28 protein-coding genes are annotated in these 21229 nt (G+C 47.4%); 7 read left to right on the plus strand and 21 right to left on the minus strand.

The window, feature by feature from the left end; translation table 11 throughout:
* Positions 1–71: 71 nt before the first annotated feature.
* The 19 genes from K0A89_09705 to K0A89_09795 form a co-directional block, all read right to left on the minus strand.
* A complete protein-coding gene (locus tag K0A89_09705; GenBank protein ID MBW6518760.1) occupies positions 72–788 on the minus strand; it encodes a phosphoribosylaminoimidazolesuccinocarboxamide synthase in 717 nt (238 codons plus the stop codon).
* 51 nt (positions 789–839) lie between these two features.
* Positions 840–1739 (minus strand): RimK family alpha-L-glutamate ligase, encoded by a 900-nt coding sequence (locus tag K0A89_09710; protein ID MBW6518761.1) that lies wholly within the window; start codon positions 1737–1739, stop codon positions 840–842.
* Positions 1736–2407, minus strand: coding sequence for a DUF434 domain-containing protein (locus K0A89_09715; protein ID MBW6518762.1), 672 nt, complete (start codon positions 2405–2407; stop codon positions 1736–1738). Before K0A89_09715 ends, K0A89_09710 begins: the two co-directional genes overlap by 4 nt.
* 17 nt (positions 2408–2424) lie before the next feature.
* Entirely contained in the window at positions 2425–3474 is a 1050-nt protein-coding gene (locus tag K0A89_09720) for an mRNA surveillance protein pelota (protein ID MBW6518763.1), read from the minus strand.
* A gap of 152 nt (positions 3475–3626) precedes the next feature.
* Positions 3627–4571: a DHH family phosphoesterase gene (locus K0A89_09725; protein MBW6518764.1), complete on the minus strand. Its 945-nt coding sequence runs from the start codon at positions 4569–4571 to the stop codon at positions 3627–3629.
* A 26-nt stretch (positions 4572–4597) separates the two neighbouring features.
* Positions 4598–4960 (minus strand): prefoldin subunit beta, encoded by a 363-nt coding sequence (locus tag K0A89_09730; GenBank protein MBW6518765.1) that lies wholly within the window; start codon positions 4958–4960, stop codon positions 4598–4600.
* Positions 4961–5013: 53 nt separating this feature from the next.
* The gene (locus K0A89_09735) at positions 5014–5223 is read right to left on the minus strand and encodes a hypothetical protein (GenBank protein ID MBW6518766.1); all 210 of its coding nucleotides are present in this window, start codon (positions 5221–5223) and stop codon (positions 5014–5016) included.
* Between the two features lie 148 nt (positions 5224–5371).
* Positions 5372–5509 carry a DNA-directed RNA polymerase subunit P gene (locus K0A89_09740; GenBank protein MBW6518767.1) on the minus strand — a complete coding sequence of 46 codons (138 nt, stop codon included), beginning with the start codon at positions 5507–5509 and terminating at the stop codon, positions 5372–5374.
* 73 nt (positions 5510–5582) lie between these two features.
* Positions 5583–5942, minus strand: a complete 360-nt coding sequence (locus K0A89_09745; protein ID MBW6518768.1) for a 50S ribosomal protein L37ae — start codon at positions 5940–5942, stop codon at positions 5583–5585.
* A gap of 3 nt (positions 5943–5945) precedes the next feature.
* Positions 5946–6725, minus strand: a complete 780-nt coding sequence (locus K0A89_09750; protein MBW6518769.1) for an exosome complex protein Rrp42 — start codon at positions 6723–6725, stop codon at positions 5946–5948.
* Positions 6718–7656, minus strand: a complete 939-nt coding sequence (locus K0A89_09755; GenBank protein ID MBW6518770.1) for an exosome complex exonuclease Rrp41 — start codon at positions 7654–7656, stop codon at positions 6718–6720. Before K0A89_09755 ends, K0A89_09750 begins: the two co-directional genes overlap by 8 nt.
* 34 nt (positions 7657–7690) lie before the next feature.
* Positions 7691–8398 (minus strand): exosome complex protein Rrp4, encoded by a 708-nt coding sequence (locus K0A89_09760; protein MBW6518771.1) that lies wholly within the window; start codon positions 8396–8398, stop codon positions 7691–7693.
* A gap of 38 nt (positions 8399–8436) precedes the next feature.
* Positions 8437–9132, minus strand: coding sequence for a ribosome assembly factor SBDS (locus K0A89_09765; GenBank protein MBW6518772.1), 696 nt, complete (start codon positions 9130–9132; stop codon positions 8437–8439).
* A gap of 31 nt (positions 9133–9163) precedes the next feature.
* Entirely contained in the window at positions 9164–9964 is an 801-nt protein-coding gene (gene psmA, locus K0A89_09770; GenBank protein ID MBW6518773.1) for an archaeal proteasome endopeptidase complex subunit alpha, read from the minus strand.
* Position 9965: 1 nt separating this feature from the next.
* Complete coding sequence (locus K0A89_09775) at positions 9966–10520, minus strand: hypothetical protein (GenBank protein ID MBW6518774.1); 555 nt, start codon at positions 10518–10520, stop codon at positions 9966–9968.
* The gene (locus K0A89_09780; GenBank protein MBW6518775.1) at positions 10517–11230 is read right to left on the minus strand and encodes a ribonuclease P protein component 3; all 714 of its coding nucleotides are present in this window, start codon (positions 11228–11230) and stop codon (positions 10517–10519) included. The genes K0A89_09775 and K0A89_09780 overlap by 4 nt, the downstream gene beginning before the upstream one ends.
* 2 nt (positions 11231–11232) lie before the next feature.
* Complete coding sequence (locus K0A89_09785; GenBank protein MBW6518776.1) at positions 11233–11688, minus strand: exosome subunit; 456 nt, start codon at positions 11686–11688, stop codon at positions 11233–11235.
* A 58-nt stretch (positions 11689–11746) separates the two neighbouring features.
* Positions 11747–12337, minus strand: coding sequence for a 50S ribosomal protein L15e (locus tag K0A89_09790; GenBank protein ID MBW6518777.1), 591 nt, complete (start codon positions 12335–12337; stop codon positions 11747–11749).
* A 279-nt stretch (positions 12338–12616) separates the two neighbouring features.
* The gene (locus K0A89_09795; GenBank protein ID MBW6518778.1) at positions 12617–13579 is read right to left on the minus strand and encodes a phosphatase PAP2 family protein; all 963 of its coding nucleotides are present in this window, start codon (positions 13577–13579) and stop codon (positions 12617–12619) included.
* 109 nt (positions 13580–13688) lie between these two features.
* Here K0A89_09795 and K0A89_09800 point away from each other — a divergent pair, with 109 nt between their 5' ends.
* The 7 genes from K0A89_09800 (at position 13689) to K0A89_09830 (ending at position 20202) form a co-directional block, all read left to right on the plus strand.
* Positions 13689–14960 (plus strand): adenylosuccinate synthase, encoded by a 1272-nt coding sequence (locus tag K0A89_09800; GenBank protein MBW6518779.1) that lies wholly within the window; start codon positions 13689–13691, stop codon positions 14958–14960.
* Between the two features lie 29 nt (positions 14961–14989).
* Positions 14990–17278 carry a CDC48 family AAA ATPase gene (locus K0A89_09805; GenBank protein ID MBW6518780.1) on the plus strand — a complete coding sequence of 763 codons (2289 nt, stop codon included), beginning with the start codon at positions 14990–14992 and terminating at the stop codon, positions 17276–17278.
* A 16-nt stretch (positions 17279–17294) separates the two neighbouring features.
* Positions 17295–18305 (plus strand): AmmeMemoRadiSam system radical SAM enzyme, encoded by a 1011-nt coding sequence (gene amrS / locus K0A89_09810; protein MBW6518781.1) that lies wholly within the window; start codon positions 17295–17297, stop codon positions 18303–18305.
* Between the two features lie 112 nt (positions 18306–18417).
* Positions 18418–19017, plus strand: coding sequence for a DUF2179 domain-containing protein (locus K0A89_09815; GenBank protein MBW6518782.1), 600 nt, complete (start codon positions 18418–18420; stop codon positions 19015–19017).
* Between the two features lie 182 nt (positions 19018–19199).
* A complete protein-coding gene (locus K0A89_09820) occupies positions 19200–19505 on the plus strand; it encodes a UPF0175 family protein (GenBank protein ID MBW6518783.1) in 306 nt (101 codons plus the stop codon).
* 35 nt (positions 19506–19540) lie between these two features.
* Positions 19541–20002, plus strand: a complete 462-nt coding sequence (locus K0A89_09825; protein MBW6518784.1) for a hypothetical protein — start codon at positions 19541–19543, stop codon at positions 20000–20002.
* Positions 20003–20019: 17 nt separating this feature from the next.
* Entirely contained in the window at positions 20020–20202 is a 183-nt protein-coding gene (locus K0A89_09830; protein MBW6518785.1) for a UPF0175 family protein, read from the plus strand.
* Positions 20203–20271: 69 nt separating this feature from the next.
* Here K0A89_09830 and K0A89_09835 read toward each other — a convergent pair whose 3' ends face one another.
* Together K0A89_09835 and K0A89_09840 are read right to left on the minus strand one after the other, a co-directional pair.
* A complete protein-coding gene (locus tag K0A89_09835) occupies positions 20272–20661 on the minus strand; it encodes a PIN domain-containing protein (GenBank protein ID MBW6518786.1) in 390 nt (129 codons plus the stop codon).
* The gene (locus K0A89_09840) at positions 20642–20845 is read right to left on the minus strand and encodes a hypothetical protein (protein MBW6518787.1); all 204 of its coding nucleotides are present in this window, start codon (positions 20843–20845) and stop codon (positions 20642–20644) included. The genes K0A89_09835 and K0A89_09840 overlap by 20 nt, the downstream gene beginning before the upstream one ends.
* Positions 20846–21229 lie beyond the last annotated feature (384 nt).

A 21229-nucleotide genomic window follows, 5' to 3' on the forward strand; every position in this document is an offset into this window, starting at 1 on the left:
TACAAAAAGGTATACTTTATGTACCATTAAAAAATGAATGGGGGAATATTGCCCGCCTTTTTCTCATATCCTCACACAAATAGTTCAGGCACGATCCTGCGCGCAACTTCCCTGTAAGCCGCAGCCAGGTCACCTTTATCGAACCTGAACACATCCTTGTCCAGCGAATTCCCGGTCTCCTTATCCCACAGCCGGCAGGTATCACAGGATATCTCATCACCCAGCACAATCTCACTACCCCTGCGCCCGAACTCAACCTTGAAATCCGGCAGGATCAATCCCCGCTCATCCAGGTATGACCTCAGGATATCATTAATTTTAAGCGCGGTTTCCCGTATCTGTGCAAGTTCTTCCCTGGTTGCAAGCCCCAGCGCCACGGCAATATCCTCGTTGAGCATGGGGTCATGGCGCGAATCGTCCTTATAGTCCATCACGATCACAGGTTCATCCAGTACCTGGCTCTCCTCAAAAGGATACTTGCGGGTCATAGAACCAGCAGCAATATTGCGGACGATCACCTCTACCAGGATAATCTGAACGGTATCCACAAGCATCTCGTGGTCGGACACCATCTCCCGGTAATGGGTCTTGATACCATTCTCTTCCAGAAGTTCGAATACCTTTTTGGATATCTGGGCATTATAATACCCTTTCTTCGGCACTTCAGCTTTCTTTTCCCCGTCAAACGCTGTAAGGCTGTCCCTGAAATCCATTATCAACAGATTCGGGTCTTCGGTGCGGTAAATAGTCTTTGCCTTTCCTGAATACAACTCGTCTGTCTTCTTCACATAATCAACCTCGCGGGAGAAAATAATTGATGTGCATGAAACATTATAATACTACCCATCAACTTCCCTCATCACATACCTGACAATATCAGCGGTCACGTCAATACCGCATGCTTCAAATATACCCCTGCCCGATGGCGTACCGTTCACCTCAAGGATACTCAACCCTTCCTCCCCTTCTATAAGGTCCACCCCGGCATACACCGCACCTACAGCCCTTACAGCTCTGCATGCCAGCTCTTTTATCTCAGGTGACATTGGGCAATGTTCGGGTGCTCCACCCTGTGATAAATTGTTTATCCATGAACCGGGAGGAGCATTTCGGTATATAGCTCCTGATACCTGTCCGTCCACCACAAATACCCTGATATCCCGTCCCGGATTCGGTATATACTGCTGCAGGTATAATACCCCCCTGCGCTCCAGGTGCTTCATGAGTCGTGTTTTTGAACTATCATCGTCCACCACGCATTGAATATCCAGGCCCTTAAAACCAAATATAGGTTTTATCACAGCCTTCCCCCAATCCCTGACTACATTGACCGCTGTATCAAGGTCAGAAGTGAGAATAGTATCGGGAGTGGATAGGCCCTGTTGCTTGAACAGGTACGATGACAGGTATTTATTGGCCGCCCCCTGAATAGCCATGGGCGGATTTACAATCGTTATCCCCTGTTCATCCAGATTGCACAGTACATCGAACCGGTAGGACATCCCTTCAGTATCAGTGCCACCACTACTACCACCCCCGCCTACATCGCGCACAATGACCGCATCCAGCGACCCGAGGTTCATATCCCCTGCCACCAGTTCCGTCTCCCCCAGCATCCGGGTGGTAACATCATGCAACCTGAACACAAAAGGTGACCCACCTGCTCTGCCCACTGCTTCATATAATGCACGGGCTGTCCAGTCCTGAGGGTCGGTAACAGCTATGCCGATACGTCTCACGACAGCAATCCCCCTATCATGACCGGGCTTCTATTCAATTCTTCCAGCACCCTGGCCTGGATATTCACCACGGTATTTACTGCATCAATAATAGTACCGTCCGAAGTGGCCACTATCTTCCTGCAATGCTTGAGGTCATGATCAACGTGCCTGGAAGTCCTGGCATGGCCATTAATACCGAATGTTCCTATCCTTTCACCTACCCATTTCGCCAGGTCCCCGCTCCTGCTGATCTGGCTGTCAAAGAGGAACTCCACCCTGCCCGATTCACAATGTGACAGCTGTCCGAGTATGGAATCCAATGCCTTTACTGTCTCATCAGAGCACCGGTAATTCCTGAACACGCCCCTGGTATCCCTGATAAACCCATCATCACAAAGGTAAACCGGTTCACCTTTGAGTGCGGATTCCACACCGATAAGTACATTATACCCGTCCACCCAAATTTCTTCACCAGCCAATTCCCTCCATTCAATGGTCTTACTTTTCCGTGCCCTGGCTACGCTATCAGTGTAGATGACCCTGCCGAACACATGACGGATAGTGATATCCAGTCGGTAATGATTACACACATACGTAATTGCACTGGCCCGTGGATACCCCCTTTCCAGCAGGAATCTGATATCATATACAGCCCTGTCCTCACCAGGAATATGAGCCCCAGTCATTCCCTCCACATGCATGGTCAATACTCCATTTTGAACCGTAATAGTGCAGCAATTCCGCCCAGACCGTGCAGCCTGTGACCGGGTTCGAATTCGGTACTGAACACCACCACTTTGCCCCGGCTTTGTTCAATGCTCAGGATGAATGCATCAATATTTTCCCCTTTCTCCCGTCCCTCCCTGAGCAGTTCATCAGTGATAAGCAGCGTACCCACTGCACCCATATCCCTGGCCCGGCTCACTGCATCCCACCCGTAAGCTACGGCCCCGTCGGTTGCGATGCGCTCCATCAACTCTTCCAGGAGCATTGCTTCCCTGGCAATCCTTGACTCTTCCACTATCCTGTCAACAGCACCCCGCCGAAGCACTTCCTGGTAACCGGAAACGCCGATGGTTATGGTATCTTCGGTCCGGGCCCTGGCTGCCAGTTCGGGTTTGTTTGTTTTCAGGGTTTTGAGGAAATCGTCTTTCGTAAATCCTGGCCCGGCCACGATAACGGCTTCACTCCCGCCTGCAGCCTGTTCAAGCTGGGCAATGACCTGGGCAAAAAAATCTTCCCTGTGGCTGGATTCGCCTTTACCTGACCCGGTTTTGACATGTGAATAATCCTCAACCCCGAACTGCCTAAGAAGTCCGATGGACGCCTCCCCCTCTTCAATGGTCAGGATGACCACCCGGGGACGTTTTGCTGCAGCTTCAGCTTCCTTTATTCGCTCAAGCTGGTCGCTCTTCCAGGTTTTTGTTACCGAAAGATTCGTACCTTCTTCAATATTCAGGGTGTGATAGGCACTTACATCCTGCCCGCTCTCGATCACGCCATGCAGGCGCAACCGGTTTGAGAATTTGTGGAACTCGATGTTTTCTATGCGCACCCCCAGACGCATGGGTTTTTTCTCCATCTTTTCAGGTCTGAGCTTATCGGTAGCTCCCTCCACCTTACGTTTGGTAAGCGCGAAAACCAGATCGCCTGGCTCAACAATATATTTCAGGTGCCACAGGTCGTCAAGGGACTCCGGTGTAAGAGCGATCTCGCCGTCCCTGCCTTTGAGGTTCCTTTTGGTTACTTTCATCTAAAACCTATAGTGTACTGGTAGGTTATGTTATTTGCTGTTGGATTTTTCAAATATGGGGGGAAAGATACGAGCTGCAAGCCCTTACAGTAAATAGCACTGAAGGTTTATTTGCAGCGGTTTAAAGCTCAGGTCCAGTTGCAGAGATATAGTTACGGTAGTTTACTTATTGTGACATCCACGCAGGTTTTCAGGATCTCCTGTACATCCCCGCCTTCCACATCCAGCCCGGCAGCCCCGTCATGTCCGCCACCTGTGCCGCAGAACTGTTTACTGACCTCATCCAGTATCTGGCCAAGGTTTACCCCTGCATCAATGGCATTACGCCTTGCCCTGCCGCTAATTCTGACAATACCATCTTTGTCGGCACCCACAAAGGAAACATCTGCCCCTACATGTGTCAATATACCGGCTGCTGTTCCTCCAAATGAACTAATGGTACTGGTAACGATAAGCCAGTCACCTTTGCGATGTACCTGTGCCCTCAGTGCTGCTTTAAGTAAGGCTATCCTCATGCTGATATCCTGGGGGGTTGATGCCAGCAGGTCTACCACTTCGCCATATTCCACACCACTGGCCTCGATAATTTCTGCAAGCGTCCTGAACGAATCAGGATTTGCGTATTTGAAATTACCCGTGTCGGTAATGATGCCGGCTATGAGCGCAATGGCAGATTTCCTCATCACAGGAGCTTCCATGAACGTGAGAATATCAAAAACGATCTCTGCAGTCGAACTGGCGGTACGGTGTATGTAGAACTCGGCATCATCCTTAATAGCACAGGTGGAATGGTGGTCGATAACTGCATATTCTTTCAGTACGATTCCATTCAACTGGGCCAGCGTACTGGTATCCACAACCACAGTCAGGTCATAGTCTGAAGTATCGGGCATTTCAATAACTTCAATATCCAGTGTCTTGATTAACGTAGCAGCTACCCGGTTGCAACCATCGACTATTCCAACAGTGCCACCCAGAGATTGAGCTAAGGTATAGGCACTGCCAATCGCATCGGGGTCAGCGTTGCGGTGGCACAGAAATAATATATTATTATAATCCAGGAGCCGATTATAAAAACCGGACTCATCTACTTCCATGGCTCGTATGCCCTCGATGCAGGCACTTATTCAGCATTCATTGCTGGAGAGCCAACAGAAGTCTTCAACTGGTCCTGTAATTGGGTGAATCTCTTGTGGATTCGTTCTTCCTGCCGGTTTATGGTCTGAAGTCTGAGACCTAAAGTCACTTTCTTTTCCTTCAGTTCTTCCGTTGTTTTAACCATATCTGTTTTTATCATCAGGTTGCCCACATTTTTATAGACCGGCACATCATTTCCAAGCTTTTCAAGCTCTTCAAGTGCCATCTCAGATTCTTTCAACATGATCTCAAGCTGGTTTTTCTGTTGTGCCAGAACCTGCGCTTGTTGTTGAACCTGCTGTATTTGTGCAATCTGGTTTTGGACCTGGGGTGGTAATTCTCCGCTCATCGTAATTCACGCTCAGTTGTATAATTTGATTTCAACATGGCACAATACTACTTCTATTTTTCTATTGCCATGCTCATATCATCTGCTATCTTTACCAGCCGTAGCCATCCATTCAGTGCCGCTCTCATTGAGACCAGGTCGTGGGAGCGTATCTTGAGAATCAGTTCACTTCCCTGTATGGCAAGCTGTGAACTGGTACGCTGATGGGAAGCATCCAGTTCAGGTAAAAGTGACTGATAGATAACATCGATAAACCCGGGCATTTCAAAAATAAATTCAGATTCGACTTCCACAACAAACTCCCTCGGGCAAAGTCGAACCAGAATATGACTGCCTGAAGATGAAGGTATTGGAGGAGATATAGTATCCCCTCATTCCTTTCCTTTCCTTTCGTATTAGGTAAGGCCTGACCTAAACCGCTTCTACCTTCTTGATAAGGGTAGGTCTCTCTTTTATCAGAATCCTGTGCCCGCAGTATTGGCACCGGATACCCATTACTTCGTAGTCTATCTCCACCGAATGCTTACACCTTGTACATATATATCCCATTTGACCTCACCTCGGGATTGGTCTGGAAAGCAGTTTCATCTTAAGTAGTATCCTTTTCAAGACGAACCGTATCTCAATTGGCATTAAAGCCTTGGTTTGTTTGTTCCAGTTCCATTTCACCGGATTCTGGTTCCAGGTCCTCGAACATGATACCAGTCTCCATAGCCTTCTTAACGGACCGGGTTACTGCAAGACCCATGGACGTATTTGGCACATATGTACCTCCAGTGAACGTATGGTCGCACTTCTTGCAGTTCCAAATGCCAGTATCAGTGCGGCGTATTGTCATCAAACCACACTTTGGACACTTGTAATCCTGTCTCATGCGCTCTTCGATATTTGCTACCAGTTTACGGACCTTTCTACCGTAACGGACACCAAACCTGCCTGCTGAACGTGTTTTATGACCTTTTCGCGTGTATTTCTTTGCCATGACCTAAATCTCCAGGAATTTTTCTCTAATCTCCTGCGCTTTTCTGCAGGATACATCTACGATATAATTTATCTGATCAACGGTAAGCGAACCATTTCCGCTTTTCTGCATGCCTGCGATGGCACCTTCCTGATTGGAAATGACGGTCAGCTTGCAATCTGCAACCCGTTCCTCTTCCATGGACGGATCGAACACGATCCCGCCACCAATATCCACTGCTGTCACTGACACCGGTATATCTCTCATGGGTAAAGGCATATCTTCGCCAATACCATAGCGCTCACCAGGTATCGTGGCTGTGAGAAGTGCTGCAATCGCACCCAGTGAAGCTGCATCATTGAGATTTCCACCGTCATCCAGTACATGGACGTCAATGAAGACCATCCAGACTTGCTCTCCCTCCTTAATGCACAGCTTCTTTAAATCGATTGCGCCTGATTCACGGACACCCCTGTCAGTCACCCTGGCAAGTTCAATGGCATTCTCCCTGGGAGGACCGGATTCGAATTCAGGGGATGCTAAAGGTATCAGCTCCAGACTGGTGATGATAACACCCACATCAGGAGTGTCGGGGAACGGTGTACCGGGCTGAATCTTCACACCGGCAATTATCTTGGTATCGCCGATCTCCACCCGGGCAGACCCTTCAGCCTTATCGATGATACCCGTCTCAATGAAAATGTTCCTTGTCTCTTCAGGTTTACGACCGTCAAGTCGCTCGCCTTTCAACATCAAACGAATTAATTGATCTTTCTGTACTATTGAAACGATCTGTTTATTCATAGGAATCATCCTCCAGTATGTCAAGTTCCTCAAGTGATTCCTCAGCTTCTTCGGAGATGTCTTCCTCTACATCCATTTTATCAATATCACTATCCTCGGCAACCATATCATCCAAATTTTCAGGTGCAGTATTAACATCTTCTGATGGAACATTTTCGTTGGTCTTTACGACCTCTTCCACAGACGGTGCTTCAGTTTCTTTTTCGATAGTGCCTTGCATTTTCGCAAAATGATCCCGCAGTGCCTGTCTCTGTTTTTCATACACTTGCCGGCAACCTTCCTGCGCCATTTTAAGACCGGTCTTCAGCTCTTCAGGCGTAAGGTGACCATCCATTTGTAACAGGGTTATCTTTCCATCCGGTGTCATTGCAATAGGTACATCAGCCTGTCCGTAATTGTCCTCATCTTTGTTCAGGTCCACTACAAGAGTATTATCCACTTTTCCAAATGCACATGCACTGACCAGACCCCGCATGGGGATACCTGCATCGGCAAGGGCGACAGATGCTGCGTTAAGAGCAGCTGTCCTGGTCCCTGCATCTGCCTGCAACACTTCAACAAAAATATCGATTGCGGATTTCGGGAAATATTCGGTGAAAACCTGGTCCTCAAGTGCTTCCCGGCTGACCTTTGATATTTCAGTGCTCCGACGGTCAGGTCCGGGTCGCTTTCGGTCCTCTACCGAGAACGAAGCCATATTGTACTTATATCTCACAATGGCCCTGGTCGATTCCTGTTGATGTCTGGGATGTACTTCCCTGGGCCCATAAACTGCTGCAATTACCTTGTTCTTACCGAATTCAAGATAACATGAACCATCAGCTCTCGCCAGTACACCGACTTCAATCTTAATGTCGCGTATCTGGTCAAATTTTCTACCGTCAAGACGTAAACCATTTTCGTCTATGAACTTTTCTGGTTTGTCGCTCATTTCATTATTCCTCTTTTGTATAAATATAACTCATTCAGTCCAGGAGTTGATTCAAAATATCCGGACTTTCTGGCTCTTCTTTCTGCTCTTTGACTTTCCCTTTCAACAGCCTGCCAATACGTTCTGTAAGTCCTTGATTATGGGCTTCCTTTTCAATGACATGTATGGCTTCCACTACCCTGGCTATTTCTTTGTCTTTACCTGTTATCCAGACAACTCCATTCTGCCCAACAAAGATATTACAGTTCGTTTCCTTTTTCAACATGGAGATCATGGAACCCCCCCTTCCGATCACTCTTGGCACTTTAACAGGTGATATCTCCATAAGTATTCCGTTATTGATAATCATAGATCTGTTATTGCGCATGGTCAGGTCCACGAACATTGAAGGGGTAAGGTCATTTACCATTACCATTACTGAATCCCCGACAGTCAGATATTTGCTCATTTCACTGGAATCAATTCGTTTTGGATATTCTGATGAATTAAGCCACCCTTCATAGGGGGACCTGATATCAAGTACCCAGTTTGAGAACGTGACCGATTTGACTGTACCTATAATCATATCATTTTTTGATGGGACATATATTCCCGACAACGGAACTACACGGACCTTATCTTTTTCACTGGCAACTCCATACAATTTCGCATATATTTTCCCGTCTCGTACATAGGTCCCGTCACCTGCTTTCTTAACATCATTTGATAAAAAATCGCCCGGGACTACTATTTTTTTATTCATTTTAACCTCTAATCAACATTATACTATTTTTCCGACAATCACTTTAAAATACGTATCTCGGCAGTTCCCTTTGTCAAATGATTTACGAGACCAAAGAAATCATCTTGCATACCCGCAGGAATGGTGACTACACCGATCCAGCTACCATCTTTTTGCCATTCTTCTTTACTCAACGTTCCGAATTTAGATATGCTTCCATAAGACTTTGGGGCATAATCCATATCGATCCGGACTGCAATATTGATTTCTTCGAATCGGATAGGTATGATAGGTCGAATCGCCTTCATCACTATCGTTACCTGTTCATCAACACTTTTCAAAGGGTCGATATGCACGCGCGCTTCTTCCATTGCACGTTCAATTCGGTTCGGAGGGTGTGGTGTCCTGGTTTGCGGGTTAATAGCATTGGCCGCAATAAAGGTAATTATCCTTCGTTTCTTCTCTTCAAGTATGGCTTTGCGCTGCTCAGTGGTCAGATGTATTTCGCCGTGCAGGATGATCTGCCTGGCAATTTCAAAAACATCCTGTGTTTTGAATGTGTTCTCAATATCCTGTTCTGCCGGTCGGTCTCCCCGGCTGGCATTTTCGAATATATCTTCTACTGCCAGTATTTTTCCAATATCTATCTCATCACCGCGTTTTAAGGATAATGCTCCATCAGGGTCTACCAACACTTCGTACTGCTTGTCCCCCTTCTTCAGTCTGGCAATTACAGCATCGTCTAGTGTGACCATATTCAACATACCTAAAAAAAATCAGGTCAATTTATTCCTCTTTTCCTTCTTTCTGGGATTCTGCTTTTACATCGGTTGACTTATCACCAGAATCCTTATCGTCAGAATGGGAATCCAATACTCTCTTGACATAATCGGCAACTTCCTGGGGTTCAAGTTTCTTAAACTGCTTTGATTGCAGTTCTACAACACCAACTTCTATGGTAGATGCATCGAACCTTCCTTCAGTGGTATTGTGTAAAGCCTCAAGACCCAGTATTATGGCAGCATCGAGTTTGATGTCATCAGAATATTTTTCCTCAAAGACTTCCATTACCTCTGCCCGGCCTGCACCAATACCCGTGGCCTTGTATTCCAGCAGTGCACCGCTGGGGTCGGTTTCGAAGAGCCTTGCTTCGCTATCCTCAACACCGGCTATCAAAAGAGCTGTACCGAAAGGCCTTACGCCACCATACTGGGTATATGTCTGTTTGAAATCGCAAATTTTCTTAGACAGGACTTCTACCCCTATGGGTTCGTCATACGATACTTTGTTAACCTGTGCTTCTACTCTCGCCCTGTCTATCAGAGCCCTGGCATCGGCTACTAAACCTGAGGTCGCAGCTCCCATGTGGTCATCTATCTGGAATATCTTTTCAATAGATTCTGCCACCAGCAGTTTGCTTGTCACTCGCTTATCCACAAGCAGTGCAACGCCGTCAACGGCTTTTACCCCCACGGCAGTGGTGCCCCGCTTAACAGCTTCGCGGGCATATTCGACCTGGAACAACCTTCCGTCAGGACTAAACACCGTGATAGCCCTGTCATAGCCCATTTGTGGTGCCATCTGCATATTATTCAATCTCCTTATATGTTAAATCAAAAACCGTTATACCAAAATATCTGGTATCTGAATTATTTAGTGTTTCTTCATAGTGAGAGGTGTCGGGTAATATATCCATTTCGTTGTTAACCCTTCGGATAATCTTGCCTGAAATCGCCAAGTTGGCTATGAAAAATTCACACTCTTCCAATTCTGCGGTTCTTTCTCTTTCTGGTTCGACCTGCTTTATGTCTTTGATTAGTAAATAGTTTTGGGTTGTTGCACGTACTGTGCCCGAAACCCCAAGAACTTTTATCCTCACCCGTACACCCTTAACGGATGAAACTGATGCCATTATACCCCTTACCTCCCAGACCTTGTTTGCAGCACATTGCATGATGCCACTGCATTCGTCAAAAGCCAGCAAGCGCATACCCAGTTCACTGCTACCGACATCACCAATAAGCGCTATTGCCGCGATGTTCAGCTCATATATAAGCTCACGCCGGGAAATTTCGTCTTCAGACGCTAGTGAAAAAGCCAGGTAGCGTTTTGATTCACGCAAGGTGGGGGGTAATATCTTCATTCCACTACCTCCACGCCTTCCATGATCCGGTTGCGGTCTGTATTACGCCTGATAATACTTTGCGGCACTATCGAAAGTGAATGCAGTGCTTCATCCTGTGTCATTCCAAAGAACATGGCCAGTGCCATCATCTCCCTTGGGGTGCGCAGGTCGTAATGGGACCTGGCATTGCTGGTTATGACCATGGGTACGCCATGTTTCCTGGCAAGCACGAGGTTTTGTCGCATAGCAGCCAGGACTTTGATCCTGCTACCGCCTCTTTGCATTATCAGTGCATCCATATTGAAATCCACGGAAACACCGTTATCTGCAGCTGCCTTAGCAAGCACGTGGTTCAGGGGTTTCCCCTGAGCTGTGGGGTGGGCCAGGATGTCCACTTTTCCATTCTCGACTGCAGCACGGTTTATATCTTCATTTCCCCCGCCGATGATGATAAAGTCCACATTCCCCCTCAACCTGTTTACTTCTTTGGTGAGTTTTGATACACTTTCTACCTGGATCTCGATACCCGTATATACTTCAAAGTTTTTGAGAGCCGGATGGGGAATATCATGTTTGTGAAGGGTGTTGTTCCTGTTGAAAGAGGTCAGGCAAATTCCTGAATATCCCAGATCATTTGCTTCCAGTGCCAACCTGGACGGGGAATCTGCACAGTCGGGGAGGGAGTGAACATTTAAATCGTAGAATCTTGATCGCTTTAATACACCCATGGTCAGTCCTCTTTGCCAAACATTTCCCTGGCCGCTTCAATTGCAGCTTCGCGCCTGGCCGGATATACTTCAATCTTGATTCTTAAAAGCACGGCATCTGATGAGCTGGTTATTACCAGTTTGCCATGGTATGCTTCCTGTTTGTCAAACCGTATGAACAGGTTGCAATCATCATCCACCCTGCGTGGCAGTTCATTGATGAGTCTCTCTATGCCGGCAACTCCCAGGTTTTGCCTGATAAGGTCAGTTATATACTGGCAGTCTTTTTTCTTTTTCACTTCAGCTTCCATTACGATAATAGGATTACCATGATACCCTTGTGCAACGGTTTCGTGAACTATGTCAGAACCATCCTTTTCGGAATCATACGACGGGAGAAATAAATCCAGGGCTGACCTGACCTTTTCCGGGTCTTCCGTTGCCTGGGCAGTGGTTCGCAGGGCGATATAATGCATCATGCTTGAAGCTAATTGATGCTAAAACACATAAAAATGAAAGGACGTGAGGTGGATAACCTCACTTTCCAATATTGCCCCGGGACCTGATACTGGGTCTGTTCTTCTCAGTACCATTACCCCGTTTGCGCTGACCTCTGCCTTTGATGCCGGCACTTGTCTTGCCCCTGAATACCCTGCCTTTCTGGGCCGGTTCGCACAGCCAGTTCAGGTTGGGGTCGCTCTTTATGACAGGGTGGCTGATATCCACCATGATGATTTCGTACCATTTATGTTTGCCATCTTCTCCGACCCAGTACGAGTTAAGTACCTGCAGGTTGGGGAATCTGCGTGCTGCCCGCTCTTCTGCCATGCGCTGGATGCTTTTGCCACGGGTGATTTTTGTCATACCCATGCGTTTGGTCCTGCGGCCCCTGATGTAACGTGATTTGCGTGCGCCACCGCGCCTGATACTCACCCTTGCCATGACGATACCCTGCTTGGCCTTGTAGCCAAGACCCCGGGCGCGGTCAAGGCGGGTGGGTTTTTCTATCCTCTGTACCGATGCTTCACGTCTCCATTCCTGGAGTCTGTGCCATCTCAGTTCGTGTACATACGTCTCATCAGGATTTTTCCAGGCGTCCCTGATGTAACCATACATTGATTTTGCCATGTTTCGTAATCTCCAAATAGTGTGTCCATGTTTCACGGTTCAGCCCACGGGGGCCACATCCCTGCGGGACGTATCCCGCCAATGAAACCGGCATGTTTTGTGGGGCTTATAGATACGTTAATGGGTAATAAAGGTTGGGGAAGCCATATCTTTATAAAAAATTCCGGCACTAATCCTAAAGCATATTTAGAATACTGTCCCGAAATTCAAGATATTCACACGATGTTAAAGAGAACTACAATTATTTGCATGGGCATTGATTGCGCAGATAACCTTTATTCAAACATAGGTAAGCGGATGGTACTCCATCCTTTCCCCGCAACCGGAACACTCAGCAAAACCGCTATGGGGAATTACCGTAACCTCCTTTGAACATTTTGTGCAGACGATAGAATCCCCTATCTTTAGCCGCTCTTCCACTACCGCAAGTATCCTGTGTGCTGTCCGGAAGATATGCTCCCTGTACCGGGTAGCAATATAATAACTGACCAGAGCCAGCAATATTCCCCCAACCAGGTCAGTTATCCAGTGGATGCCAAGGTACAATGTTGAGAACAGGATGGCAAGAGTTGAAACAATAGAGAACACCTTGTATCTCTCAAGGTTTGTCCTGAACACAACGACCAGTGTTGCCATAATAGATAGTGCGGCATGCAGGCTGGGAAAATCATTGTCAAGAAGTGGGTCAGCTATCCTTACCCCATGCTCGATGATGGGGCTCAGGTCATACAACAATGTAGAGACATTGGGGAGGGTATGTCCGGTAACAGCAATCGGTATAAAGATGTAGAAAGGAAAGGCTACAATGTATATTAGTATAAATGCAATGGTATATTCTTCAAGGGCATGCAGGTTGCGGGTATATATCAGGACAATGAACGTAAAAACCATCAGGAAAGAAAAGGCCATGAGATATACGAAGGCTGTAAGGTATGTTAGCAGGGGTGTTGCAAAACTCTGGAAATGGCTTACAAGATCGCCCTCTATCATAACAAGATATCCCGTATAATCTGCATTTACCCTCGGACCCAGGGCATTTACAATATATGACTGGGACTGCATAAGTATATAGACAAGGAATGCACAAACGAAAAATGGCCCGAATCCGATCAGGAACCTGCGCGGGGAAATACGGCCATATTGTTTCTTCACTTCCCCGGGAATAAGAAGACGAAACCCGGCCATTGTCATCAATGCAAGAAGCGGCAGCATAATCACGGTCATAAGATACGTCGAAGTCATTCCATCCTCCTGAACTGCTTCTATTAAATCGTCGAATATTAAGGTTTGTGCAATTCCCCCCTGAAAAATCAAAATCTTATTATCTAATAATCTCATTATACGTGGCATTATGTTCACCATAATTACAGGTTCCCAGTTCGGGGATGAAGGTAAGGGCAAGATCGTTGACCTCATGGCAGGGCAATATGACCTCATCGTGCGATTCCAGGGCGGCGATAACGCAGGTCATACCGTAGTCGTGAACGGTAAAATATACAAGTTACACCTCACCCCATCTGGTGTCCTGTACAATGCCAGGTTACTCATCGGCCCCGGTACCGTACTGAATCCCCAGACCCTTGCCCGGGAACTTGATACCCTTGCAGCGGACGGTACCATGGTAGACGAAAAGAAGCTGGGCATAGATGCAAAGACCAGTATCATCATGCCGTACCATGTGGAACTTGACGGCCTGGGCGAGTCGGCACGCACAGAGAAGATAGGTACCACCAAACGGGGTATCGGCTATGCTTATATTGACAAGGTTGCACGGGACGAAATACAGATGGCAGACCTGGCCGACGAGGTGCGGCTGCGCAAGCGGCTCAAAGAACTATCTCCCTTAAAAGCGGCCCAGATACAGAGTATGGGCGGAGATCCCCATATCATGGAAGACGAGTCCTGGATCAGACAGTATATAGAACTGGGTCGCAGGTTCGCACCTTATATCGCCGATGTATCCCATGAAGTTAACACCGCCCTTGATGCAGGTAAGAACGTGCTTGCAGAGGGCGCCCAGGGTGCATTCCTTGACGTGATACACGGCACCCAGAAATTCGTAACTTCATCTTCATGTATCGCAGGTTCTGCCTGTGCTAATCTGGGCGTGGGACCCACACGGGTGGATGAAGTGCTGGGAATTGTCAAGGCCTACATCACCCGCGTGGGTGAAGGGCCACTACCCACCGAACTTCTGGACACGACGGGAGAACAGATACAAAAAGCAGGTGGTGAATTCGGCACAACCACTGGCCGTCCAAGACGCTGTGGCTGGTTCGACCTGCCGCTGGCTAAAAAATCAGTAGCACTTAACGGTTATACTCATATAGCACTGACCAAACTCGACGTGCTGTCCAATATACACCCCCTGAGGATCTGCATGGCATACGAACTGGATGGCGTAAGACTGGATTATCCGCCTGAATCCACATCTGACCTGGCCCGCTGCAAACCTGTGTATGAAAACCTGGATGGCTGGGACGAAGACCTTACAGGCATTCTGGCCATGGACGACCTGCCAGCTGCTGCCCGTGAATATGTAGATAAACTTGAGTCCCTCATGGGTGTTCCATTCAGATATATATCAGTGGGACCGGGAAGGGAACAGACATTTATAAAATGATTGCCAATATTTAGTATGGGATTTGTGGAATGGACTCTTTGAGCAGTGATGTTGTTGAACCCATCAAGTTGAAGGTAGCGGAGGCTGACCAGAGGGATGTGGGAAAGGGCGTGGTGCGTATCGATGAGAAGAACCGCACGAAATTAGGCATCAATGTTTTTGATGTCCTGGAGATAAAGGGGGATAGGGTTACTTCTGCTATCGTGGGCCGGGCATATCCTGCCGATGAAGGAATGGATATCATTCGCATGGACGGCCTGACACGGACCAATGCCAGGACCGGTATCGGGGAATTTGTGGACGTGAAAAAGGCCCAATGGTATGAAGCCCGGAAAGTAACTCTCGCTCCAGTTGCCAATAATATCAGGATATTTGCTCCCAGCGATAGCCTTCGGGTCATATTCCAGCACAAGACCGTGAGCAAAGGAGATATAATCTCTTCAACCAGTTTGCGTAAGCAACGGTATGAAACACTGGCAGGAGACACGGTGCTTGACGATATCCTGCACGGCTTTTTAGGTGGTCCTTCCTTTGGATTGGGTGAGATTAAACTGCAGGTGGTTTCTACAAATCCTGGCGGTATAGTCAAGATAACTGACATCACTGAGCTCGAAATGCTTCCCGAAGCAGTGGAATTCCCTGAACAGGTTATTCCCGAGGTCATGTATGAAGACCTGGGCGGCATCAAACCCGCGCTGACCCGGGTGAGGGAAATTATTGAACTCCCCCTCAAACATCCCGAACTGTTCAGCAGGCTGGGTATTGAGCCGCCCAGAGGTGTACTGCTTCACGGTCCGCCCGGCACTGGCAAGACAATGCTGGCCAAGGCAGTGGCCAATGAGTCCAATGTGTATTTTATTACTATAAACGGGCCCGAGATCGTAAGCAAATATTACGGTGAGAGCGAACAGCGTCTTCGCGAGGTGTTCGATGAAGCTGAAAAGAACGCACCCAGTATCGTGTTCATTGATGAGATAGATTCCATTGCTCCCAAGCGGGCAGAGGTTACGGGTGAGGTGGAGCGCAGGGTGGTGGCGCAGTTACTGTCTTTGATGGACGGCCTGAAGTCACGCAAGAATGTTATTGTCATCGGCGCCACGAACCGGCCAGAGGCATTAGATATGGCACTGCGGCGGCCTGGCCGGTTCGACAGAGAGGTCGAGCTGCGGGTCCCTGATACCGAAGGACGGCTCGAGATATTCCAGATTCATACCAGGGGTATGCCGCTTACTCCTGATGCCGACCTGAACCAGCTTGCGGAAATATCGTACGGGTTTGTAGGGGCCGATATCGCAGCATTGGTCAGGGAGGCGGCCATGAATGCACTGCGCAGAGTACTGCCTGATATTGACCTGGAACAACAGGAGATACCAAAGGAAGTGCTTGAAAAACTCCAGGTGACCTTGAATGATTTTGAGGAGGCCATGAAAGAGGTGCAGCCTTCGGCACTCAGAGAGATACTCTTTGAAATACCCAATGTAACCTGGGACGATATCGGCGGTCTTGGTGATGTTAAAGAGCAACTGCGCGAGGCTGTGGAATGGCCTCTTCGTTTCGGGGCATCATTCAGGCGTATCGGTGTTGAATCGTCAAGAGGCATTCTGCTGTACGGCCCCCCTGGCACGGGTAAGACCATGCTGGCAAAGGCTATTGCAAACGAATCAGATGCTAATTTCATCACTGCCAAGGGCAGCGACCTGCTGTCCAAGTGGTACGGGGAAAGTGAGAAACATATTGCTGAGGTGTTCAAGCGCGCCCGCCAGGTGGCGCCTGCCATAGTGTTCCTGGACGAGCTGGACGCATTGGCGCCTATCAGGGGGGCTGCTGCCGGTGAACCCCAGGTGACGGAGCGGATCGTGAACCAGCTGCTCTCTGAGCTGGACGGGCTGGAGGAACTGCGGGGCGTGGTGGTGATTGGCGCCACGAACCGGCCTGATATCATTGACCCGGCATTGATAAGGCCGGGGAGGTTCGATGAACTTATCATGGTACCTGTGCCTGACAAAATTACGAGGAAAAAGATATTCCAGGTACATACCAGGAAAATGGCACTGGACAGGGACATTGATATCGATACCCTGGTAGAACTGACTGACGAATACACAGGTGCCGATATTGCAGCAGTCTGTAAAAAGGCGGGTAAGTTCGCTTTGCGCGAGAATATGGATTGCGAGTGTGTCAGTCAAAAACATTTCATTGCCGCCGTTGAGGATACAGGACCCAGTGTAACACCTGATACGATGAAGTATTACGAGAGCCTGAAATCCGAATTACGCAAGAAACGCTCAAAACAGATAGAGTCCGGAATATACGTTTAGCGTCACGGGGAGCATTATGATACATGAAGCAGTACTGTTCGACAGGCTGGAGAACGGTAAGGTACAGTGCCACGTTTGCGCGCATGAGTGTACGATCGCAAAAGGCAGGTCAGGTATTTGCGGCGTCAGAGAGAACCGGGACGGCACTTTGTTCACCCTGATTTACAATACCGTCTCCAGCGAGGCTGTTGACCCTATCGAAAAAAAGCCCCTGTACCATTTCCTGCCCGGGACGCTCAGTTATTCCCAGGGTACAATCGGGTGCAATTTCAGGTGTAAGCATTGCCAGAACTGGACCATCTCACAGGTAAGCCTGGAGAATGCATATACCAGCGAGATTACGCCAGATGAGTCAGTGGCACGGGCTGTGGGTGCGGGGTGCGCCAGCATGTCCTGGACCTACAATGAGCCTACCATCTGGCACGAGTTCACTCATGATTCTGCAAGACTGGCCCACGAAGCAGGCCTCAAGACCGTATACGTGACCAACGGCTATATTACCGAGGAGGCATTGCGGGATATCTCCCCGCACCTGGATGCTTTCAGGGTGGATATCAAGTCTTTCAGGGATGAGTTTTACCGGAAAGTGTGCGGAGCACACCTGCAGCCAGTACTGGATTCGGCTGTAGTGGCACGGGAGCTGGGCATGCATATCGAGGTGGTCAATCTTATCATCCCCGGCCAGAATGATGATCCTGCAGAAACACTGGCTCTTATCGAATGGGTCCGGGATAACCTGGGTATCCAGACCCCGGTCCATTTCACGAGGTTCCACCCCATGTACAAAATGGAGGATGCTTCACCTACGCCTATAATTACTCTTGAGAAGGCATGGCAGATGGCAAAGGATGCGGGCCTGGAGTATCCGTATGTAGGTAATGTGGCAGGGCACGAGTTTGAGAACACGTACTGTCCGGACTGCAGGACATTGCTCATTGACAGGTCCGGGTATCGTATTGTGGGGAATGTCATCACACAGGATACTACGTGCCCGAAATGCGGATACAGCATTTCGATTGTTATGTAGTACAGTGTAAATTGGTCCGGCATCATTTTCCATGAAACGTCAAGCAAAGAATGGTTCATACCATCCTTGTTAAGGAAGACTATTTATTAAAGGATGTCTTAACTAAATGGAAATGGATATTCCAGCAATTATCAGCTCAGACACTTTTGAACTTATCTTCATCCCGATCTTGATTTTCTGTGCCAGGGCTTTAGACGTATCCATAGGGACCATCCGCATCATATTTGTTACCCGTGGACGGAGATTACTTGCCCCTCTGCTTGGGTTTTGTGAGATCATGATCTGGTTGCTTGCAATCGGGTCTGTTATGCAGAACTTTACCAATCCACTCTATTACATTGCCTATGCAGGAGGTTTCAGTCTCGGGAATTTTATGGGGATAATGATTGAAGATAAACTGGCTATGGGTACGGTGGCTGTACGAATAATTACCGTAAAGGATGCCGGGCTGCTCATAGAACAACTAACGTCAAAAGGGTATGGAGTGACCAGCCTGGATGCAATGGGCGCTACCGGGCAAAAAGTAATGATCATTTTCACGATCATTAAGCGCAAGGACCTCCAGAACGTTGTTGAAGTGATAACAGAATTCAATCCGCTGGCGTTCTATTCGGTACAGGAGGTTCGGGCTATAAATAAAGGGGTGTTCCCGGTGGAAAGACCATTCTATCAGGAAAAATTCCTGAGCTCATTGAAGAATAAGCAAAAATGATGCTTTGTGTCGTACCTAAAATCCTGTGGGATCGATATTTGTTGAATATCTGTTTTAACAGATAGGGGAATGAGACTTCATCAGGGCCCGCTCTATCGGATATCACCGTGTGGTTGACATATTTCAGATACGGATAGGCAAAATCGTTAAGTATACGATTTAATAAATTGTAATACTATACCATGAAGACCATATCAGTACGGCTGCCAGAGCAATATATCCATGATATTGAAGACGCGGCCGGACAGGAACTAATAGACAAGGGCACCATGCTTCGCAAGCTCATAGGGAACGGCCTTGAGGAATACCGCATCAAAAAGGCACTGGAATCTTATTCAGAGGGAAAGATATCCCTGTGGAAGGCGGCTGGCAAGGCAGGAATAACTTACCGGGCAGCCCTTGAGGAACTGAAGATACGAAATATTCCGTTCAGGTATGAAAAAGAGGACCTGGATGTGGATATTGATTGGGCTTTGCAGGAAAAATGACTGTTAGTAATTCAGGTCCGTTAATCCACCTTGCCATGATTGGTAGGTTGGACCTTTTAGAATCTCTTTTTGGCAGGGTTATTATCCCATGCACCGTCAAAACCGAAGTAGTTGACCGAGGAAAAGAAGAGGGTAAGGCTGATGCTTTTCTGGTTGAGGGGGAGATTGAGAATGGGTGGATTGTTGTTGAAGATGCTATTAATGGTGGGGCTGAAGATATCGCAGACAGCGCGGGCATTGAATTAGGAGAGGCCCAAGCCATTATGCTGGCCAGGAGCGAGAAATGCCTGGTCTTGCTGGATGACCTGGCAGCAAGAAGATTTGCAATAGGATTGGGGTTGGAGGTTACGGGTTCTATTGGTGTGCTGGTAAGGGCAGTTAAAGTGGGGTTAATATCCAGGAACGAGGGGCTGGATGCTCTGGAGAAACTGGCGCGGGTTATGTGGCTCAGTGTGGGGGTGTATGAGGATGTGCGGAAGGTTGTTGAGGGGTTATAATTGAAAGGTGGGTTTCTATGGATGATGAGCATAAAAGCGAAATGAATACCGCTACCAAACTCTACAAGGAAGGGAAGATTACTCTCAGGGAAGCTTCTGATATTACAGGAATCCCTTTAAGGGATATTCTCCATAAGTTCAGCAAAATGGGTTTATACATCAGGTATGATGAAGATGAGTTAAAGGAAGATATTGAATGACTGTGATATCTGATTCACGACATTTTTGTATTTTACAATATTGTTTTTTTTAAATAGTCCAATTTGAAATCACAATTTCTGGTGAATTATAAGCACATCACCAAGTTTCTCAAAATCAGAATCGGCTGTTACAAGTTCTGAATCCATGGCTTTTGCACAGGCGTAAATCAATGCATCCATAGCATGTAGTTTATACTGGATGGAAAGGTCTGCCGCAGACCGGGAAATATCTTTATCGAGATTAATAACTATACTCCTGTCTTCTACGAAAGTAAGAGCGTCTTCCATATCTCCTTCAAAACCATCCCTCATCAATTTGCGTTTGATTTCAAAAATGGATATTACCGAGGTGTAGAGCATACTGTTTGACTCAATAATCGTTTTTACCTGCTTGCTGGTGGCGAAAAAATAGGACAACCAGGCGGATGAATCCATCAGTTTACATTCTGTCTTCTTCATCCCGCAGACCTTCCAGTACTTCATCCATTGATTTTGTCCCCAGGGCACCGTACATTGACTTCTTTTGTTTCAGGCTTTTTTTCAGCATCCACTGGATGACATCTTCATAGGTGGGCAAGTCAAGGTTCTTTTTGAGCTGCTTTAAGGTTTGGCGTGTTGAGTCAGTAATTTGGATTGTGGTCATTGGGTTATATGTTATAGGCTATAGTATTAATAATTTACTAGATTTATTGTATTTACGTTTGATTAAAAATAAGGTCGTGTCCCAGATTTATTGAACAGGCACTGTGCACGTTTGACCGGGCTTTGCAGGAAAAATGACTGTTATTTTTTATCTGTTTCTGCCGTGTTCAACTACAATATTACTCTTAACCGATGACCCATGTATTTTATTTACATAACCGAATTTCGAAATGTTTAAATTACAATACATTAGTAGATATTATAGCCAGTTGACTGAAGAAATGGATGGAAAATATATGGGAGAGAAAATGCCGGATAAGATGAAAAACTGTAATGAAGAGAGCTATTACAGGCCTACGGTACTTAAGTCCGAGGTATAGTGACT

The sequence above is a fragment of the ANME-2 cluster archaeon genome, from assembly GCA_019429385.1.
Classification (GTDB): domain Archaea; phylum Halobacteriota; class Methanosarcinia; order Methanosarcinales; family Methanocomedenaceae; genus Methanocomedens_B.

Bases quoted from the DNA above. Each gene is read 5' to 3' on its own strand.
- K0A89_09835 (MBW6518786.1), bottom strand. From the start codon at position 20,661: ATGAAGAAGACAGAATGTAAACTGATGGATTCATCCGCCTGGTTGTCC.
- K0A89_09720 (MBW6518763.1), bottom strand. From the start codon at position 3,474: ATGAAAGTAACCAAAAGGAACCTCAAAGGCAGGGACGGCGAGATCGCT.
- K0A89_09795 (MBW6518778.1), bottom strand. From the start codon at position 13,579: ATGACTTCGACGTATCTTATGACCGTGATTATGCTGCCGCTTCTTGCA.
- K0A89_09780 (MBW6518775.1), bottom strand. From the start codon at position 11,230: ATGGGTGTATTAAAGCGATCAAGATTCTACGATTTAAATGTTCACTCC.
- K0A89_09830 (MBW6518785.1), top strand. From the start codon at position 20,020: ATGGATGATGAGCATAAAAGCGAAATGAATACCGCTACCAAACTCTAC.
- K0A89_09790 (MBW6518777.1), bottom strand. From the start codon at position 12,337: ATGGCAAAATCAATGTATGGTTACATCAGGGACGCCTGGAAAAATCCT.
- K0A89_09775 (MBW6518774.1), bottom strand. From the start codon at position 10,520: ATGAAGATATTACCCCCCACCTTGCGTGAATCAAAACGCTACCTGGCT.
- K0A89_09825 (MBW6518784.1), top strand. From the start codon at position 19,541: ATGATTGGTAGGTTGGACCTTTTAGAATCTCTTTTTGGCAGGGTTATT.
- K0A89_09755 (MBW6518770.1), bottom strand. From the start codon at position 7,656: ATGAGCGACAAACCAGAAAAGTTCATAGACGAAAATGGTTTACGTCTT.
- K0A89_09760 (MBW6518771.1), bottom strand. From the start codon at position 8,398: ATGAATAAAAAAATAGTAGTCCCGGGCGATTTTTTATCAAATGATGTT.
- K0A89_09750 (MBW6518769.1), bottom strand. From the start codon at position 6,725: ATGAATAAACAGATCGTTTCAATAGTACAGAAAGATCAATTAATTCGT.
- K0A89_09840 (MBW6518787.1), bottom strand. From the start codon at position 20,845: ATGACCACAATCCAAATTACTGACTCAACACGCCAAACCTTAAAGCAG.
- K0A89_09800 (MBW6518779.1), top strand. From the start codon at position 13,689: ATGTTCACCATAATTACAGGTTCCCAGTTCGGGGATGAAGGTAAGGGC.
- K0A89_09740 (MBW6518767.1), bottom strand. From the start codon at position 5,509: ATGGGATATATATGTACAAGGTGTAAGCATTCGGTGGAGATAGACTAC.
- amrS (MBW6518781.1), top strand. From the start codon at position 17,295: ATGATACATGAAGCAGTACTGTTCGACAGGCTGGAGAACGGTAAGGTA.
- K0A89_09730 (MBW6518765.1), bottom strand. From the start codon at position 4,960: ATGAGCGGAGAATTACCACCCCAGGTCCAAAACCAGATTGCACAAATA.
- K0A89_09725 (MBW6518764.1), bottom strand. From the start codon at position 4,571: ATGGAAGTAGATGAGTCCGGTTTTTATAATCGGCTCCTGGATTATAAT.
- K0A89_09820 (MBW6518783.1), top strand. From the start codon at position 19,200: ATGAAGACCATATCAGTACGGCTGCCAGAGCAATATATCCATGATATT.
- K0A89_09785 (MBW6518776.1), bottom strand. From the start codon at position 11,688: ATGATGCATTATATCGCCCTGCGAACCACTGCCCAGGCAACGGAAGAC.
- K0A89_09735 (MBW6518766.1), bottom strand. From the start codon at position 5,223: ATGCCCGGGTTTATCGATGTTATCTATCAGTCACTTTTACCTGAACTG.
- K0A89_09805 (MBW6518780.1), top strand. From the start codon at position 14,990: ATGGACTCTTTGAGCAGTGATGTTGTTGAACCCATCAAGTTGAAGGTA.
- K0A89_09745 (MBW6518768.1), bottom strand. From the start codon at position 5,942: ATGGCAAAGAAATACACGCGAAAAGGTCATAAAACACGTTCAGCAGGC.
- psmA (MBW6518773.1), bottom strand. From the start codon at position 9,964: ATGCAGATGGCACCACAAATGGGCTATGACAGGGCTATCACGGTGTTT.
- K0A89_09765 (MBW6518772.1), bottom strand. From the start codon at position 9,132: ATGGTCACACTAGACGATGCTGTAATTGCCAGACTGAAGAAGGGGGAC.
- K0A89_09715 (MBW6518762.1), bottom strand. From the start codon at position 2,407: ATGACTGGGGCTCATATTCCTGGTGAGGACAGGGCTGTATATGATATC.
- K0A89_09815 (MBW6518782.1), top strand. From the start codon at position 18,418: ATGGATATTCCAGCAATTATCAGCTCAGACACTTTTGAACTTATCTTC.